Annotated in this window: 14 protein-coding genes; all 14 read left to right on the top strand. The window is 73.5% G+C overall.

What is annotated here, in order from left to right:
* Nucleotides 1-908: 908 nt before the first annotated feature.
* Complete coding sequence (locus ACWC91_RS29630) at nucleotides 909-1,706, top strand: aldose epimerase family protein (RefSeq protein ID WP_225077032.1); 798 nt, start codon at nucleotides 909-911, stop codon at nucleotides 1,704-1,706.
* A gap of 10 nt (nucleotides 1,707-1,716) precedes the next feature.
* A complete protein-coding gene (gene pyrE, locus ACWC91_RS29625) occupies nucleotides 1,717-2,265 on the top strand; it encodes an orotate phosphoribosyltransferase (protein WP_225077031.1) in 549 nt (182 codons plus the stop codon).
* Between the two features lie 163 nt (nucleotides 2,266-2,428).
* Nucleotides 2,429-3,460, top strand: a complete 1,032-nt coding sequence (gene fbaA, locus ACWC91_RS29620; protein WP_225077030.1) for a class II fructose-bisphosphate aldolase — start codon at nucleotides 2,429-2,431, stop codon at nucleotides 3,458-3,460.
* A gap of 139 nt (nucleotides 3,461-3,599) precedes the next feature.
* Nucleotides 3,600-5,105: an MFS transporter gene (locus ACWC91_RS29615; protein WP_450642094.1), complete on the top strand. Its 1,506-nt coding sequence runs from the start codon at nucleotides 3,600-3,602 to the stop codon at nucleotides 5,103-5,105.
* A 75-nt stretch (nucleotides 5,106-5,180) separates the two neighbouring features.
* Entirely contained in the window at nucleotides 5,181-5,594 is a 414-nt protein-coding gene (locus tag ACWC91_RS29610) for a DUF3151 domain-containing protein (protein WP_450642093.1), read from the top strand.
* A gap of 146 nt (nucleotides 5,595-5,740) precedes the next feature.
* On the top strand, nucleotides 5,741-6,598 hold the full coding sequence (locus ACWC91_RS29605; protein ID WP_225077027.1) for a tryptophan 2,3-dioxygenase family protein: 858 nt from the start codon (nucleotides 5,741-5,743) through the stop codon (nucleotides 6,596-6,598).
* Nucleotides 6,591-7,793: a kynureninase gene (gene kynU / locus ACWC91_RS29600; RefSeq protein ID WP_450642092.1), complete on the top strand. Its 1,203-nt coding sequence runs from the start codon at nucleotides 6,591-6,593 to the stop codon at nucleotides 7,791-7,793. The genes ACWC91_RS29605 and kynU overlap by 8 nt, the downstream gene beginning before the upstream one ends.
* Nucleotides 7,794-7,999: 206 nt before the next feature.
* Nucleotides 8,000-8,986, top strand: a complete 987-nt coding sequence (locus ACWC91_RS29595) for an alpha/beta hydrolase (RefSeq protein ID WP_450642090.1) — start codon at nucleotides 8,000-8,002, stop codon at nucleotides 8,984-8,986.
* A 537-nt stretch (nucleotides 8,987-9,523) separates the two neighbouring features.
* Nucleotides 9,524-10,501: an alpha/beta hydrolase gene (locus tag ACWC91_RS29590; RefSeq protein ID WP_450642103.1), complete on the top strand. Its 978-nt coding sequence runs from the start codon at nucleotides 9,524-9,526 to the stop codon at nucleotides 10,499-10,501.
* Entirely contained in the window at nucleotides 10,494-11,711 is a 1,218-nt protein-coding gene (locus ACWC91_RS29585) for an acyltransferase family protein (protein ID WP_281154870.1), read from the top strand. The genes ACWC91_RS29590 and ACWC91_RS29585 overlap by 8 nt, the downstream gene beginning before the upstream one ends.
* Nucleotides 11,711-13,213: a sensor histidine kinase gene (locus ACWC91_RS29580; RefSeq protein WP_450642101.1), complete on the top strand. Its 1,503-nt coding sequence runs from the start codon at nucleotides 11,711-11,713 to the stop codon at nucleotides 13,211-13,213. The genes ACWC91_RS29585 and ACWC91_RS29580 overlap by 1 nt, the downstream gene beginning before the upstream one ends.
* Nucleotides 13,210-13,884 (top strand): response regulator, encoded by a 675-nt coding sequence (locus tag ACWC91_RS29575; protein WP_225077021.1) that lies wholly within the window; start codon nucleotides 13,210-13,212, stop codon nucleotides 13,882-13,884. The genes ACWC91_RS29580 and ACWC91_RS29575 overlap by 4 nt, the downstream gene beginning before the upstream one ends.
* A gap of 102 nt (nucleotides 13,885-13,986) precedes the next feature.
* A complete protein-coding gene (locus ACWC91_RS29570) occupies nucleotides 13,987-15,354 on the top strand; it encodes a sensor histidine kinase (RefSeq protein ID WP_450642088.1) in 1,368 nt (455 codons plus the stop codon).
* The gene (locus ACWC91_RS29565; RefSeq protein WP_225077019.1) at nucleotides 15,351-16,025 is read left to right on the top strand and encodes a response regulator; all 675 of its coding nucleotides are present in this window, start codon (nucleotides 15,351-15,353) and stop codon (nucleotides 16,023-16,025) included. The genes ACWC91_RS29570 and ACWC91_RS29565 overlap by 4 nt, the downstream gene beginning before the upstream one ends.
* Nucleotides 16,026-16,102 lie beyond the last annotated feature (77 nt).

Raw genomic sequence — 16,102 nt, 5'->3', positions numbered from 1 at the left:
CGGTCTTCGCCGGGAGCACGCCTCGTTGGGCGGCGCCTGCGGCGGTGTTGGTGGTGGTGTTGGTGGTCGTCGTGGGCCGGGTCCTGCGGCGCCGTCGTTGAGCGGCGTCCGGCTCCGCCTTGAGGGCGTCGGGCTCCTGTCCGCGTTCCGCTGACCGTCTTCGCCGGGAGCACGCCTCGTTGGGCGGCGCCTGCGGCGGTGTTGGTGGTGGTGTTGGTGGTCGTCGTGGGCCGGGTCCTGCGGCGCCGTCGCTGGGCGGCGTCCGGCTCCGCCTTGAGGGCGTCGGGCCCCTGTCCACGTTCCGCTGACCGTCTTCGCCGGGAGCACGCCTCGTTGGGCGGCGCCTGCGGCGGTGTTGGTGGTGGTGTCGGTGGTGGTGTCGGTGGTCGTCGTGGGCCGGGCCCTGCGGCGCCGTCGCCGGGCGACGCCCGGCCCCGCCCGAGGGCGTTGGGCTCCGCTCCGCTGCCCATCTTCGTCGGGCCACCCTTTACTTGCGCGTCCCCGTCCCCGTCCCCGTCCCCGTTCCGCTGACCGTCTCCGTCGGGCCCACGCCCCGCTGGGCGGCGCCCGCGGCGGCGCTGGTCTTGGGCACTGGTGATCGTCGTGGGCCGGGCCCTGAGGCGCCGTTGCTGAGCGGCGTCCGGCTCCGCCCCTGTGGCCGTTACGCGCCCGATCCCGCGCCGCCGCCCGTTTCTGCCGACCCACTCTCCATGATCGTCATGGGTCGGGCTCTCCGACGCCGTCGCTGGGCGCCGCCCCGGCGGGCGTCACGCCGCCGTCCCCGCCCCACTCGCCGTCTCCGCCGGGCCGTCCCGGTGATGCCCCGGTCTGTTCCTCCCACCGCGCTCGGCCCACCCGCTCGACCGCGGCGCGGAACGCCGTCTTGATCGGCCAAGTAGCCTCGTGGGGTGAGTAACGAAGACATCACGCTGACCGCGGGCGACGCGGAAGCGGTCGTGCAGCCGGGGAACGGCGGGCGCGTCGGGAGTCTGCGGGTCGGTGGCCTCGAACTGCTCCGCCAGGGAGAGCGGTTCGGCTGCTTCCCGATGGTCCCCTGGTGCGGCAGGATCCGCGACGGCCGCTTCCGGGACGGCGCCACCGTCCACCAGATGCCGCTCAACTCCCCACCGCATGCCATCCACGGCACCGCCCGCGACGGCGCCTGGCGCACCGCCCGCACCTCGGCGGGCGAGGCGGTGATCACCTACGACCTCGTCGACCCGTGGCCCTACCCCGGCCGCGTCACCCAGGCCGTCACCCTGACCGAGGACGCCCTGACCCTGACGATGTCCGTGGAGACGTACGAGTCGTCGTTCCCGGCGCAGATCGGCTGGCACCCCTGGTTCCACCGCAACCTCGGGGGCGCCGGCGCCCAGGACGTCCGCGTCGACTTCCGGCCCGCCTGGCAGGAGGAGCGCGGCGACGACCACCTGCCCACCGGTCACCGCGTCGAGCCCAAGCCCGGTCCCTGGGACGACTGCTTCGGCATGCCCGGCGGCGTCGACGTCACGCTCACCTGGCCCGGCCAGCTGGAGCTGAGGGTGTCCAGCCGTGAGGAGTGGGTCGTCGTCTACGACGAGCAGCAGGCCGCCGTGTGCGTGGAACCGCAGACCGGACCGCCCGACGGACTGAACACCCTCCCGCGCCTGGTCACCCCGCTGGAACCGCTGGAGGCCTCGACGACCTGGACCTGGCGCCGCGCTTAAGCTGGCTGTCATGAGCGACGTTCGCGGCGAGCTGCTGCAGCAGATCAAGGACAAGGCCGTGGTGCACGGCAGGGTGACGCTGTCGTCCGGCCTGGAGGCCGACTACTACGTCGACCTGCGCCGCGTCACCCTCGACGGTGAGGCGGCTCCGCTGGTCGGTCAGGTGCTCCTGGACCTGACCGCCGACTTCGACTTCGACGCGGTGGGCGGCCTGACGATGGGCGCCGACCCGGTCGCGGCCTCGATGCTGCACGCCGCCGCCGCGCGCGGGCGCAGGCTGGACGCCTTCGTGGTCCGCAAGGCCGCCAAGGCCCACGGTCTGCAACGGCGCGTGGAGGGCCCGGAGATCAAGGGCCGCCGCGTCCTGGTGGTGGAGGACACCTCCACCACGGGCGGCTCCCCGCTCGCCGCCGTCGAGGCGGTCCGCGAGGCCGGCGCCGAGGTGGTCGCCGTGGCGACGATCGTCGACCGGGCCACGGGCGCGGCCGAGAAGATCAGTGAGGGCGCCGGTGTGCCGTACGTCTTCGCGTACTCGAAGGACGACCTGGGACTGGACTGAGACGGCCCCGAGTCCTCGTCGCGCGACCCGGTCGTCCACCGGCCGGGCAGGGTGTCCGACACATCCGTCAACGTCTGCGAAGATGGGGCCGACGATGACGTCACTCCCTAGGTCAGGGCCGTAAGTACGCAGAACGCACCCCGCACATACAAGGAGCGGACAGATGCCCATCGCAACCCCCGAGATCTACAACGAGATGCTCGACCGGGCGAAGGCAGGCAAGTTCGCCTACCCGGCCATCAACGTCACCTCCTCCCAGACCCTGCACGCGGCCCTGCGCGGCTTCGCGGAGGCGGAGAGCGACGGCATCGTCCAGATCTCCACGGGTGGTGCGGAGTTCCTGGGCGGCCAGTACAGCAAGGACATGGTCACCGGCGCCGTCGCCCTGGCCGAGTACGCGCACATCGTCGCCGAGAAGTACCCCGTCAACATCGCGCTGCACACGGACCACTGCCCGAAGGACAAGCTCGACGGGTACGTGCGTCCGCTGATCGCGATCTCCGAGGAGCGCGTCAAGGGCGGCCGCAACCCGCTGTTCCAGTCCCACATGTGGGACGGCTCCGCGGAGACCCTCGCCGACAACCTGGCGATCGCCCAGGAGCTGCTCGTCCGCACCGCCGCCGCCAGGATCATCCTCGAGGTCGAGATCACCCCGACCGGCGGTGAGGAGGACGGCGTCACCCACGAGATCAACGACAAGCTGTACACCACGGTCGACGACGCGATCCGCACCGCCGAGGCCCTGGGCCTGGGCGACAAGGGCCGCTACCTGCTGGCCGCGTCCTTCGGCAACGTGCACGGCGTGTACAAGCCGGGCAACGTCGTGCTCCGCCCCGACCTGCTCAAGGAGCTGAACGAGGGCGTCGCGGCGAAGTTCGGCCGCCCGGCCGGCAGCCAGCCGTTCGACTTCGTCTTCCACGGCGGCTCCGGCTCCACGGAGGAGGAGATCCGCACGGCGCTGGAGAACGGCGTGGTGAAGATGAACATCGACACCGACACCCAGTACGCCTTCACGCGTCCCGTCGCCGACCACATGTTCAAGAACTACGACGGCGTCCTCAAGGTCGACGGCGAGGTCGGCTCCAAGAAGACCTACGACCCGCGCACCTGGGGCAAGCTGGCCGAGACGTCGATGGCCAAGCGCGTGGTGGAGGCCTGCGGCAACCTCCGCTCGACCGGCACGAAGATCAAGTAACTCCCGGTTCCCCGCGACGGGCCCGGTGCCTCGGCACCGGGCCCGTCGTCCGTTCGTCCGTCCTCAGGCAGTCCGTCCGTCCGCGGGCCGCCCGTCCGTTCCTCTGGCCCGGAGCCGGCCGGCGCGGGATGATCCCCTCATGGCTGTCACCGCACAGCACGCCCCCGCCGTGAGGATCTCCAGCCCCACCGGGCGCTGGATCCTGCTCACCACCGTGCTCGGCTCCAGCATGGCCATGCTGGACTCGACCGTCGTCAACGTCGCCCTGCCCCGCATCGGCCGCGACCTGGACGCGAACCTCGCCGCGCTCCAGTGGACGGTCAACGCGTACATGGTCACCCTGGCCGGTCTGATCCTCCTCGGCGGCTCGCTCGGCGACCGCTACGGCCGCCGCAGGATCTTCGTGCTCGGCGTCGTCTGGTTCGCCACCGCCTCCCTGCTGTGCGGCCTCGCCCCGAACGCGGGCATCCTCGTCGGCGCCCGCGCCCTGCAAGGGATCGGCGGCGCCCTCCTCACCCCCGGCTCGCTCGCCCTCATCCAGGCCTCCTTCCACCCGGACGACCGGGGCAGGGCCGTGGGCCTGTGGTCCGGATTCGGCGGCATCGGCGCGGCCGTCGGCCCGTTCCTCGGCGGCTGGCTGGTGGCCGGGCCCGGCTGGCGCTGGGTGTTCCTGCTCAACGTCCCGCTGGCCCTGGTCTGCGCTCCCATCGCGGTGCGCCACGTCCCCGAGTCCAGTGGGGGCACCGCCCGCGGCCGCTTCGACGTCCTGGGCGCGGCCCTCGGCGCCCTGTCCCTGGCTCTGGTGACGTACGCCCTGATCGAGGCCCGCAACGGCACCCTGGCCGTCGCCCTGACTGCCGTCGCGGGCGTGCTCGCGGCCGTCGCCTTCGTGTACGTGGAGAAGCACCGCCGCGATCCGATGATGCCGCCGGGCATCTTCGCCTCCCGCCAGTTCACCGCCGTCAACCTGGTCACCCTGTGCGTGTACGCGGCGTTCGGCGGCTTCTTCTTCCTCACCGCCCTGCAACTCCAGGTGGTGGCGGGCTACTCACCGCTGGAGGCGGGCACCGCCCTGCTCCCCACGACCGCCCTCATGCTGCTGTTCTCGGCCCGCTCGGGCGCCCTCGCCGACCGCATCGGGCCCCGCCTGCCGCTCACCGCCGGGCCGCTGCTGTGCGCGGTGGCGCTGCTGCTGATGCTGCGGGTCGGCAAGGGGGCTGACTACCTCACGGACGTGCTGCCGGCCCTGCTGGTCATGGGCGCGGGGATGGTCACCCTGGTCGCCCCGCTCACCGCCACCGTGCTCGCCTCGGTGGACACCTCCCGCGCCGGACTGGCCAGCGGCATCAACAACGCCGCCGCCCGCGCGGCCGGCCTGATCGCGGTGGCCGCCCTCCCGCTGCTGGCCGGGATGGGCCCGGAGGCGTACCGCTCGGCGGACGCCTTCGACGCCGCCTTCCGCCGGGCCATGCCCATCTGCGCGGCGGTCCTGGTGGTGGGGGCGGTCCTCGCCTTCACGACCGTCCGCCGCCCTGCTCCGGGCTGCCGCAGGCCCGAGTGCCGCACCCACGGCAGCGTGACGACACCGCCGCTGGAGACGGGCCGCGGGGGTGCTGCGGCAACCGGTACCGGTCCGGCCTCGTGAGCCGTGGAAGGGGCCGTTCCACGACGGCCGGGAGCGGCCGTCACCGATCACGGACCATGCAGCAGACTGGACCCCATGACCATTCACGAGAACCTCCTGGGCGGTCCGCCGCCCACGCACCTCCCCGACGACCCCGAGCCCCGCGAGCTCCTCGCGAAGGGGACCTCGCCGGCCGAGGTGGCGGCGCGGTACCCGGCGTCGTCGCTGGCCTGGGCACAGCTGGCCGACGACGCCTTCGAGCGGGGGGCGGCCGTGGAGTCGTACGCGTACGCCCGTACGGGCTACCACCGCGGTCTGGACGCCCTGCGCCGCAGCGGCTGGAAGGGCCATGGTCCGGTCCCCTGGGAGCACGAGCCCAACCGCGGCTTCCTGCGCGCCCTGCACGCCCTCGCGCGCGCCGCGCAGACGATCGGCGAGCAGGCGGAGTACGAGCGCTGCACGCAGTTCCTGAAGGACTCCTCGGAGGCGGCCGCGCGGACGCTGGGCTGACCCCGTACGAGTGTGAGGTCCGCCCGTGCGACCGGGCGGGCCTTGCGATCTGTCCACGTGATGCGCAGGATGCCGGTGGGGACCGGGGCCCCCGTGCCGGCATCGGCAGGGGCGGACCGCTACCCGGAGTACAACAGGAGACAGCGATGTCCCAACCGGCTCACCCGATCCCTCAGCCCGCTGAGGTCCCTGAGCCCGAGACCCCGCATCTCGACTTCGCAGGCACGACACCGTACGAGGACTACGTCCGGGCGGACGTGCTCACCCACCTCCAGCACACCCTCTCCGACGATCCCGGAGAGATGGTCTTCCTGGTCACCACCCAGGTGATGGAGCTGTGGTTCACGGTCATCGTCCACGAGTGGGAGACCGCTGCCAGTGCCCTGCGCTCGGACGACGTGCCGACGGCGGTCGCCGCGCTGAAGCGGTCCGCACGGGAGCTTCAGGCGCTGAACGCCTCCTGGAAGCCGCTCGCCGCACTCACTCCGGCCCAGTTCAACAGCTACCGCGGCGCCCTCGGCGAGGGCTCCGGCTTCCAGTCGGCGATGTACCGCCGCATGGAGTTCCTGCTCGGCGACAAGTCCGCCTCGATGCTCGTCCCGCACCGCGGCGCCCCCCGCGCCCACGCGGAACTGGAGAAGGCGCTGCACGAGCCGAGCCTGTACGACGAGGTGCTGCGGCTGCTCGCCCGGCGCGGGCACGCGGTCCCGGACGCGGTGCTGCGCCGTGACGTGTCGCTGCGCTACGAGCCCAGCGAGGAGGTCGAGGCGGTCTGGGCGGCCCTCTACTCCGGTGACCAGGACGACGAACTCGCCCGGCTCGGCGAGGCGTTGACCGATGTCGCCGAACTGGTGTGGCGCTGGCGCAACGACCACCTCGTTGCCACCCGCCGCGCGATGGGCGCCAAGCCCGGCACGGGCGGCTCCGCCGGGGTGGCCTGGCTGGAGAAGCGGGCCCGGAAGAACGTCTTCCCCGAGCTGTGGACGGCGAGGTCCCATGTCTGAGTCGACCATCCGGGCGGAGAAGCTGGACGCCGCCGACGAACTCGCCGGGCTCCGCGACCGGTTCGTCCTCGACGGGGGCGTCTACCTGGACGGCAACTCGCTGGGCGCGCTCCCGGCGGACGTCCCGGGCCGGATCACCGACGTCGTACGCCGCCAGTGGGGCGAGCTGCGCATCCGTTCCTGGACGGAGAGCGGCTGGTGGACCGCGCCCGAGCGGGTCGGCGACCGGATCGCCCCGCTGGTCGGGGCCGCGCCGGGCCAGGTCGTGGTGGGCGACTCGACCAGCGTCAACGTGTTCAAGGCGCTGGTGGCGGCGGTCCGGATGGCCCGGGAGGAGAGCGACGGCGGTGACCGGGACGAGATCCTGGTCGACGCGACGACGTTCCCCACGGACGGGTACATCGCGGGGTCGGCGGCCCGGATGACGGGCTGCGCGCTGCGCCCGGTGACGCCGGCCGAGGTGCCCGGGGCGCTGACCCCGCGCACCGCCGCGGTCCTGCTGAACCACGTCGACTACCGCACCGGCCGGCTGCACGACCTGCCGTCCCTGACCGCCGCGGTGCACGCGGCGGGCGCGTACGCCGTCTGGGACCTGTGCCACAGTGCGGGGGCCCTGCCGGTGGGGCTGGACGGGCACGGAGTCCGCCTGGCGGTCGGGTGCACCTACAAGTACCTGAACGGTGGCCCCGGTTCACCTGCGTTCCTGTACGTCCGCCGCGATGTGCAGGACCGCTTCGACTCCCCGCTGCCCGGCTGGAACTCGCATGTCGAGCCCTTCGGCATGCGGCCCGAGTACGAACCGGCGGCGGGCGCGCTCCGCGGCCGGGTCGGCACCCCCGACATCCTCTCCCTGCTCGCCCTGGAGGCGGCGCTGGACGTCTGGGACGGGGTGCCGATCGAGGCCGTACGCGCCAAGTCCCTGGCGCTGACGGACTTCTTCCTGGAGTGCGTCGCCGAGTACGTCCCCGCCGGACGCGTGGAGTCCCTGACCCCGGCGCTCCACGAGGAGCGGGGCAGCCAGGTGGCCCTGCGCTGCCCGGACGCCGGGGACGTGATGAAGCGGCTGATCGAACGCGGGGTGGTCGGCGACTTCCGGCACCCCGACGTCCTGCGCTTCGGCTTCACCCCGCTCTACGTCGGGTTCGCGGACGTCGAGCGGGCGGCGCGGGTGCTGGCGGAGGTGCTGGCCGACTGAACCGCCGTACGCCCGGCTCCCACGGGCGTACCGGAACGGAGGTCTCCTGCCGCACGGTCCCGGATCGTGCGGCAGAACCGTTCAGCCTCACCCAGCGTGACATCCCCATGTCGGCGCATGTCACCGGCCTGATACCGTCCCGGCCAACGGCCGGTTGATTTCCTTCCCGGACCGCCAAAACCGTTTCACCGCTGAGAGGTTGGAGCATGCCGGAAGCCGACGCCCCCGTCCCCCGAGCGCTCGCGTCCGAGCGTGCGGAGGGAACCCCCACCGCCGCGGAACCGGGGAACACCGGTGGCCGTGACGCGGCCGCGCGCGCCGCAGCGGAGGAGGAGTCGGTCTTCTCGCACGCGCCCGTCGCACCCGACAGCACGGCCGCCTACGGCGACCACCCCGACCAGGTCGTCGACTTCTACCGCCCGCGCGGGGCGGGCGGCTCCGCGGAGTCCTCCCCGCCTGCCCCGCTCGCCCCGCTCGTGGTGGTGCTGCACGGCGGTGCCTGGCGGGCCCCGTACGACCGTCGCCACATCACCCCGTTCGCGGACTTCCTCGCCCGCCGGGGCTTCGCCGTGGCCTGCGTCGAGTACCGGCGCGGCAGCGTCGCCCCGGCGGCGCCGGGCGAGGACCCGGTCGCCGGCCGCTGGCCGGACACGTTCGACGACGTGGCGGCGGCGCTCGACGCGCTGCCCGCGCTGGCCCGGGAGGCGCTCCCGCAGGCCGACGCGCGGCGCACGGTGCTCTCCGGACACTCGGCGGGCGGCCATCTGGCCCTGTGGGCGGCGGCCCGGCACGTCCTGCCCGCGGACGCGCCCTGGCGCACGGACCGTCCCGCCCCGCTGCGGGGCGTGGTCGCACTCGCCCCCATCGCCGACTTCGCGGTCGCCGAGAAGCTGGACGTGTGCGGCGGGGCGGCCCGTCAACTGCTGGGCGGAGAAGAGGGGTTCGTCGAGCGGCAGCCCTACGCCGACCCGGCTCTGCTGCTGCCGACCGGCATCGCCACGACCCTTGTCCAGGGGCGCGACGACCTGGTCGTACCGCAGGTGGTCGCGGAGTCCTACACCGATGCCGCGGCGAAGGCGGGCGAGGTGGTGGGCCTGACCCTCCTGGGAGAGGTCGGCCACTTCCCCCTGATCGACCCGGCGGCCGACGCGTGCGCGGTGGTGGCGGAGGAGATCGCCCAGCTGGCGTGGTGACTTCGGCCGGGCAACCCGGTGCGGGTCGTACCCGTAGTACTTGAGAGCTACGGCCGCGAACACCTCCCTGGCGTGACGCGAGCTACTGCTCCGGATCCGTAATTTCCCTTCCGGACCGGCCCGACGGCCGGTCGGAGCCGGAGGGGATGAGCCGTGGGGCGTGGACGGGAGAGCCGGGGCATAGCCGCGAGGCGGGGTGCGGGTGCGGCTCCGATTGCGGGTTCGGGGGTCGGTTCGGGTGCGGCTTCGATTGCGGGCGTGGTCGAGCGTCCGGGCGTGGGCGTGGGCGTGGGCGTGGGGTCGGGGCCGGACCGGGGTGCGGTCGCGGTCGCGGGTCCGAACGCGGGGCTGCGTGCGGGTTCGAACGAGGGGCTGCGTGCGGGTTCGAACGCGGGCTCGGCGGCCCGTTCGTGGTGGGGCCCGCGGCCGCGCGGCGCGAACGCGACCTCGGAGACCGGTCCGGGTGTCGGTCCGGGTGCCGGGCCGGGAGCGGGCCCGAGTGCCGGGACCGCGGCGGGCCCGCGTGCCGGGCGGGAGATGGTGCCGGGGATCGGGACGAAGACCGGTCGCCGGCGGCGGGCGCTGCTCGCCCTCCTCGTCATGGCCGCCGTGGTGGTGCCTCTGTCGGCCGCGGCCCGTCCCCGGATCCCCGCGCCCGCCCCGGCGGTTCTCGCGCCCCTGACCCGGACCACCCTCGACGCGGCCTACGGGGCGAACCGCGCCGACGCGGCCCGCGCCTCCGGCATGGCCGCGGCGCACGGCGACACGCACCGCGCGGCCGTCGACCACGCGCTGGCGTCCCCCTCCCGTCATCTGCTCTCCTTCGACGGCCGCGGTTCCGGCCGCGTGACGGAGGTGTTCGGCGACCTGGCGCACGCCGACCGCACAGCGGTCCTCGTCCCCGGTTCCGACACCTCCCTGGACACCTACGACCGCTTCCGCAAGGGCGCACTCGCCCTCTACCAGGAACTCGGCCGCGAGAGCGCGGCCGGTCCGCGCCCGGCGGTCGTCGCCTGGCTCGGCTACGAGACGCCGGGCACGGTGAGCACCTCGGTGCTCACCACGGGCCGCGCCGAACAGGCGGCCCCGCACCTGCGGGAGCTGATACGCGACCTGCGTGCCGTGGCGGGGCGGGCGCCGCACATCACCCTGGTGTGCCACTCCTACGGCTCGGTGGTGTGCGGGCGCGCCGCGGCAGGCCTGGACGTGAACGACATCGCCCTCATCGGCAGCCCCGGCACCGGCGCGGACTCCGTGTCCGCGCTGAACACCCGGGCCCGGGTCTGGGCGGCCCGCGGCACCGGCGACTGGGTGGCGAACGTGCCGCACGTCCACGCCGACCTCTTCGGCACGACCGTCGGCCTGGGCACCGACCCCATGGATCCCGCCTTCGGCGCCCGCCGGTTCACGGCCGGAAGCGGCGGCCACAGCGCCTACTTCGCGCCCGGCTCCCCGTCACTGACCAACCTGGCCCGGATCGTCCTGGGCGCCACGAACGAGGTGCAAGGTGACTGACCGCCTCACACCGGTACTCACCCGCGTACGAGCCTCCGCCGACCGCCTCCACATCCAGACCCCACCGCACCGGGACCGGGCGGTGGACGCCCTGCGAGCCGTCGCCATCCTCGGCGTGGTCCTGGGGCACTGGCTGGTCACGGCCCTGGTCGCGGACACCCGCACCCAGCCCCACCCCACCCTGCGCACCGCGAGTCCCCTCCACTACCTGCCCGCCCTGGTCCCGGTCTCCTGGGCGTTCCAGACCCTCGCCGTGTTCTTCCTCGTCGGCGGGCACGTCGCCACCCTCGGCTACCGTTCGGCCCGCGCCCGCGGGACCAGCTACCCGCGGTGGCTCCGCGCCCGCCTGTCCCGGCTGTTCAGGCCGGTCGCGGCCGTACTGGCCCTCTGGACGGTCACCGCCACCGCCCTCCTCCTGACCGGCGCGGACCCCGACACGGTCCGCACCCTCGTGAAGCTGGCTCTGTCCCCCCTGTGGTTCCTCCTGGTCTTCGCCCTGCTGACGGCGGCGACCCCCCTGCTCACCCGGCTCAGTCCCCTGTGGCCCCTGGCCGTCGTCCTGCACGTGGACCTCCTTCGCTTCGGCCTCGGCGCCCCCTCCTGGCTCGGCTGGCTGAACCTGCCGGCAGGCTGGCTCGTGCCGTACACACTGGGCGCGGCGTGGACCCGCGGTGAGCTGGACCGCCGCCGCGCGGGCTGGATCCTGCTGACCTGCGGCGCGACGGCGACCGCGGCCCTCGTCGCCTGGGCGGGCTACCCGGCGTCGATGGTCGGCGTCCCAGGGGCCGCGGTCTCCAATCTCAACCCGCCGACCCTGGCGGCCGTCACCTTCGGCCTGGCCCAGTGCGGCCTGGCCCTGCTCCTGCGCGAGCGGCTGCGCCGCGCGATGTGCCGCCCGCTCGCCTGGGCGGCGGTGGCCCTGGTCAACCTCTCCGCGATGACGATCTTCCTCTGGCATCAGACGGCCCTGATGGCGACCACCGCCATGGGCCTGTTCGCCGGCCGCGTCCCGGGTCTGCACACGCTCCCCGACGACCTCGGCTGGGTGGCCGCCCGGCTGGCCTGGCTCCCGGTCTTCGCCCTCGCCCTGACCGTCTGCTGGGCCGCTTTCCGCACTTGTGAGCAGGGCGGTGGCCGGCGCCGTTCCCGGGTGGTCCGGTCTCATCGTCCCGGGGCGGCCCACACGCCAGACCCTAAAGTGGGCGCGTGATGCGATGGCAAAGCCGCGTCAGGCATGGACTGCGGGTGCTGCGCGACGACCTGTGGACCGCACGGCTGGATCCGCTGCCCCCGTCCGTCTGGCTGCGCTGGCTGCCGCACGGGATCGTATGGCTGGTCGCGTTCGTGGTGCTGCTGACCGCCGCGGCCCAACTCCAGGGGGACGGGGGGCTGGCCTTCGGGTACGTCTTCCTCATCGCGCTCGGACAGGCCGGTGCGGTGGCGCTCGCCCTGTGGCGGCCCATCCCGGCGTGGTGGCTGTCGACGGCGGCCACGGTGCTGGGGGCGGTGGCGTTGCGCGGCCGGCTGCTCGCCCGCGTGGCGAACGACTTCACCTGGCCGTGGACCGCTTCCGGGATCATCGCCCACCTGTTCGTCCTGCTGCTGCTCGCCCTGCGGGTGCGCACCCGGGTCGCGGCGGAGGCGCTGGCCCTGACCGCGCTGCTCACCTATGTCCTCCAGGGCGCGTGGGGCGCGGCGTACTACCAGCCCACCGGTGTTCTCGCGACGGCGCTGTTCGCGGTGGTGGTGGTGCTGGGCACGGCCCTGCGCGGCCGCCGTGAGGCCCGTGCGGAACTGGTGCAGCAGACCACGCTCACCGCGGAGGAGCGGGCCCGCCGCACGCTTCTGGAGGAGCGCAGCCGTATCGCCCGTGAGCTGCACGACGTGGTCGCCCACCACATGTCGGTGATCTCCATCCAGGCGCAGGTGGCACCGCACCTCACGCGGGACCCCTCGCCGGAACTGAAGGAGAACCTCGACGGCATCCGGCAGAACGCGCTGGAGGCGCTCGCCGAACTGCGCCGGGTGCTCGGCGTGCTGCGTTCGGAGAACCCCGAGGACCCGTACGGCCTCGGTGAACCCGGCACCAGGGCCGCCCCGGACGCCCCGCAGCCCACCCTCGACCGTCTCGGCGCGCTCGTCGAGAACACCCGCGCCGCCGGTCTGACGGTCACCATGGACACCGAGGACTCGCGGCGCGAGCGCCGGCCGTATCCGCCGGCCGTGGAGTTGTCGGCGTACCGCATCGTCCAGGAGGCCCTGAGCAACGCCCTGCGGCACGCCCCGGGGTCGACGGTCCGCGTGGAAGTCACGCACGTTCCCGACGGCCTGTTCCTGGGCGTGGCCAACTCCCGCCCCCGACAGCCCGTCCAGCCCTCCCCGGGCGCCGGGCACGGCCTGCTCGGCATGCGCGAGCGGGCGGCCATGCTGGGCGGTCACGTCACAGCGGTCAGGACACTGCACGGCGGCTTCACGGTCTCGGCCTTCCTCCCCCGCGACGGCATCGCGCCCGTGACCGGGGTCGGCCCACCCCGCCTGCCCGTCATCTACACCGACCCGGCCGACACCCTCGTCGTCCACGTCGAACCGTCCGGCGCGCCCGCCGGCCCCGGCCCCGGCTCCGGCCCCGACGGCGGCACCGGTCCCGACGTCGGCCCCGACGCCGGACCCGCTCCCGGCTCACCGTCCACGACAGGAGAAGACACTCCATGACGAGCGGCAGCATCCGCGTACTCATCGCCGACGACCAGCAGATGGTCCGTCAGGGTTTCACCGTGCTGCTCAACACCCAGCCGGACATCGAGGTGGTGGGCCAGGCGGTGGACGGCCTGGACGCCGTCGCCAGGGCCGCCGAAGTCTCCCCGGACGTCGTTCTGATGGACATCCGCATGCCCGAGCTCGGCGGCATCGAGGCCACCCGCCGCATCACGACCGCCACCCCGGACATGAAGGTCCTGGTGCTCACCACCTTCGACCTGGACGAGTACGTGTACGAGGCGCTGCGCGCCGGCGCGTCCGGCTTCCTGCTCAAGGACGCGTCCGCGGACCAACTCGCCGAGGCGGTCCGGGTGGTCGCGGCCGGCGACGCGCTGCTGGCACCGGGGATCACGCGCCGGCTGATCGCGGAGTTCTCCCGGCTGAAGGACACACCGCGCGCCCCGCTGAAGTCGCGGATCGGCGTACTGACCGAACGCGAGACGGAAGTGCTCGCCCTGATCGCGCAGGGCCTGTCCAACGCGGAGATCGCCGGGCATCTCGTCGTCGCCGAACAGACCGTGAAGACCCACGTGGGCCGCATCCTGGTGAAACTGGGCCTCAGGGACCGCACTCAGGCGGCGGTGTTCGCCTACGAGTCGGGACTGGTCCGCCCCGCCGGGTACTGAACGCGGGCAGCGGGTCGATACCCGTAGTACTTGAGACGGACCGCGAAGGACCCCTCTCACAGGGGACGACCGCGACCGCCGCCTGCGCCTACCGTTTTCAGCGTGACCGAGACGACACAGACGCAGCAGGCGACGCCGGACGGCGCCTTCAGCCCGTACAAGCCGCGCAGCCCGGAGTACAAGCTCGCCGCGAAGGCTCTGCACGGGCTGCGGGAGGGGCTGTTCCACGACGCCTTCGCCTACCGTCCGCTGCGGCCCGTGAGTGTCGACGGCCCGCTGTCCCGGCGGCTGCCCGGCCGCCTCCGTCCCTACGCGGCCTGGAGGCCGCACGCCATGGTGGCGGGCGCCGGCCTGCTGGCGCTGTTCGTCGGCTGGGCGAGCGGCTCGGGCAGCGGGGCGGCCCCAGTGGTGGGTCTGCTGTCCCTCGCCCCGGTGCTGCTCACCCTGACCCGCCCGGTCGGAGCGTTCTGGGTCTCCCTGATGGCGGCCATGGTCTCGGCGTGGCTCGTCGGCAGCTACACGACGTGGCCGTGGCAGCCCGGCAGCTACATCGCGCACCTGACGGTGCTCACGGTGGTGGCGATACGCACCCGGCCACGCACAGCCGCGTGGATGTGGGCGGCCACCGCGTTCTACGCCGTGTTCGCCGACGCGCTGTTCGGCTACGCCTACGGCAACAACTCGGCGCCCCTGCTGGTCCTCTCCGCGCTCGCCCTCCTCGCGGTCACCGTCTGGCACATACGCAAGGACGCCGAGCAGGAGGTGACCGCCCAGCAGACGGTGACCGCGCACGAGCGCTCCCGCCGCACCCTGCTGGAGGAGCGCACCACGATCGCCCGTGAGCTGCACGACGTCGTGGCCCACCACATGTCGGTCGTCGCCATCCAGGCCGAGGCCGCCCCCTACCGGGTGCAGAACCCGCCGCCGGAGCTGGAGAAGGCCTTCGCCACCATCCGGGAGAACGCGGTGGCGGCCCTCACCGAGCTGCGCCGCGTCCTCGGTGTCGTCCGCGCGGAGGACTACGAGGCCCCCGACGCCCCGCAGCCCACCCTCGCCGACCTCGGCACCCTGCTGGCGAACGTGCGGGAGGCCGGTCTGGCGGTGGACAGGACCACGATGGGCGCGGTGCGCGAACTCCCGCAGGGCGTCGAGCTGTCGGCGTACCGGATCGTCCAGGAGGCCCTGAGCAACACCCTGCGGCACGCGCCCGGCGCGAGCGCCCGCGTCGAGATCGGCTACGTCCTCGGCGGGTTGGCCCTGCGCATAGTCAACGGCCCGCCGCCCAAGCCGTCCCTGCTCAAGCCCTCGCCCGGATCCGGACACGGCATCACCGGCATGCGGGAGAGGGTGTCGATGCTCGGCGGCGAGATGACGGCGGGCCCGGCCGCCGGCGGCGGGTACGAGGTGGCGGTGTTCCTGCCGGTCGCCACGGTGGTCGGGCCCGCGGACGACGACGAGGGCGGCGCATGAGGACGGGCACGATCCGGGTGCTGATCGCGGACGACCAGATGATGGTGCGCGAGGGCTTCTCGGTCCTGCTGAACGCGATGCCGGACATCGAGGTCGTCGGCGAGGCCGTCAACGGCCGCGACGCGGTGCAGCGGGTACGCGAACTGGCCCCGGACGTCGTACTGATGGACATCCGCATGCCGGAGCTGAACGGCATAGAGGCGACCCGGGAGATCGTCGCCGCGGACGGCACGGCGAAGGTGCTGGTGCTGACCACGTTCGACCTGGACGAGTACGTGTACCAGGCGCTGCGGGCCGGGGCCTCCGGGTTCCTGCTCAAGGACGCCTCGGCGCGGCAGCTCGCCGACGGGGTGCGGGTGGTCGCGGCCGGCGAGGCGCTGCTCGCCCCCTCGGTCACCAGGCGGCTGATCACGGAGTTCTCGAAGCTGACCGAGCCCCCGCGACTGGCGGCCACCGCGCAGGCGGCGTACGGGGAGCTGACCGAGCGGGAGACGGAGGTGCTGGTGCTGATCGCGCAGGGCCTGTCGAACGCGGAGATCGCCGAGCGGCTGGTGGTCGCCGAGTCGACCGTCAAGACCCATGTGAGCCGCGTCCTGGTCAAGCTGGGCCTGCGGGACCGCACCCAGGCGGCGGTGTTCGCCTACGAGGCGCGACTGGTCACGCCGGGGTGAGCCGCCCCGGGCGGTCCCCGGGCCGATCCGTGCGAGGTCGGCGACACCCCTGGTCGGATCGGGGGCGGCCGGGCTAA

Source organism: Streptomyces sp. NPDC001204 (assembly GCF_053598035.1).
Note: the sequence above shows the minus strand (reverse complement) of the source record. Positions and strands in the feature narration are given on the sequence as shown.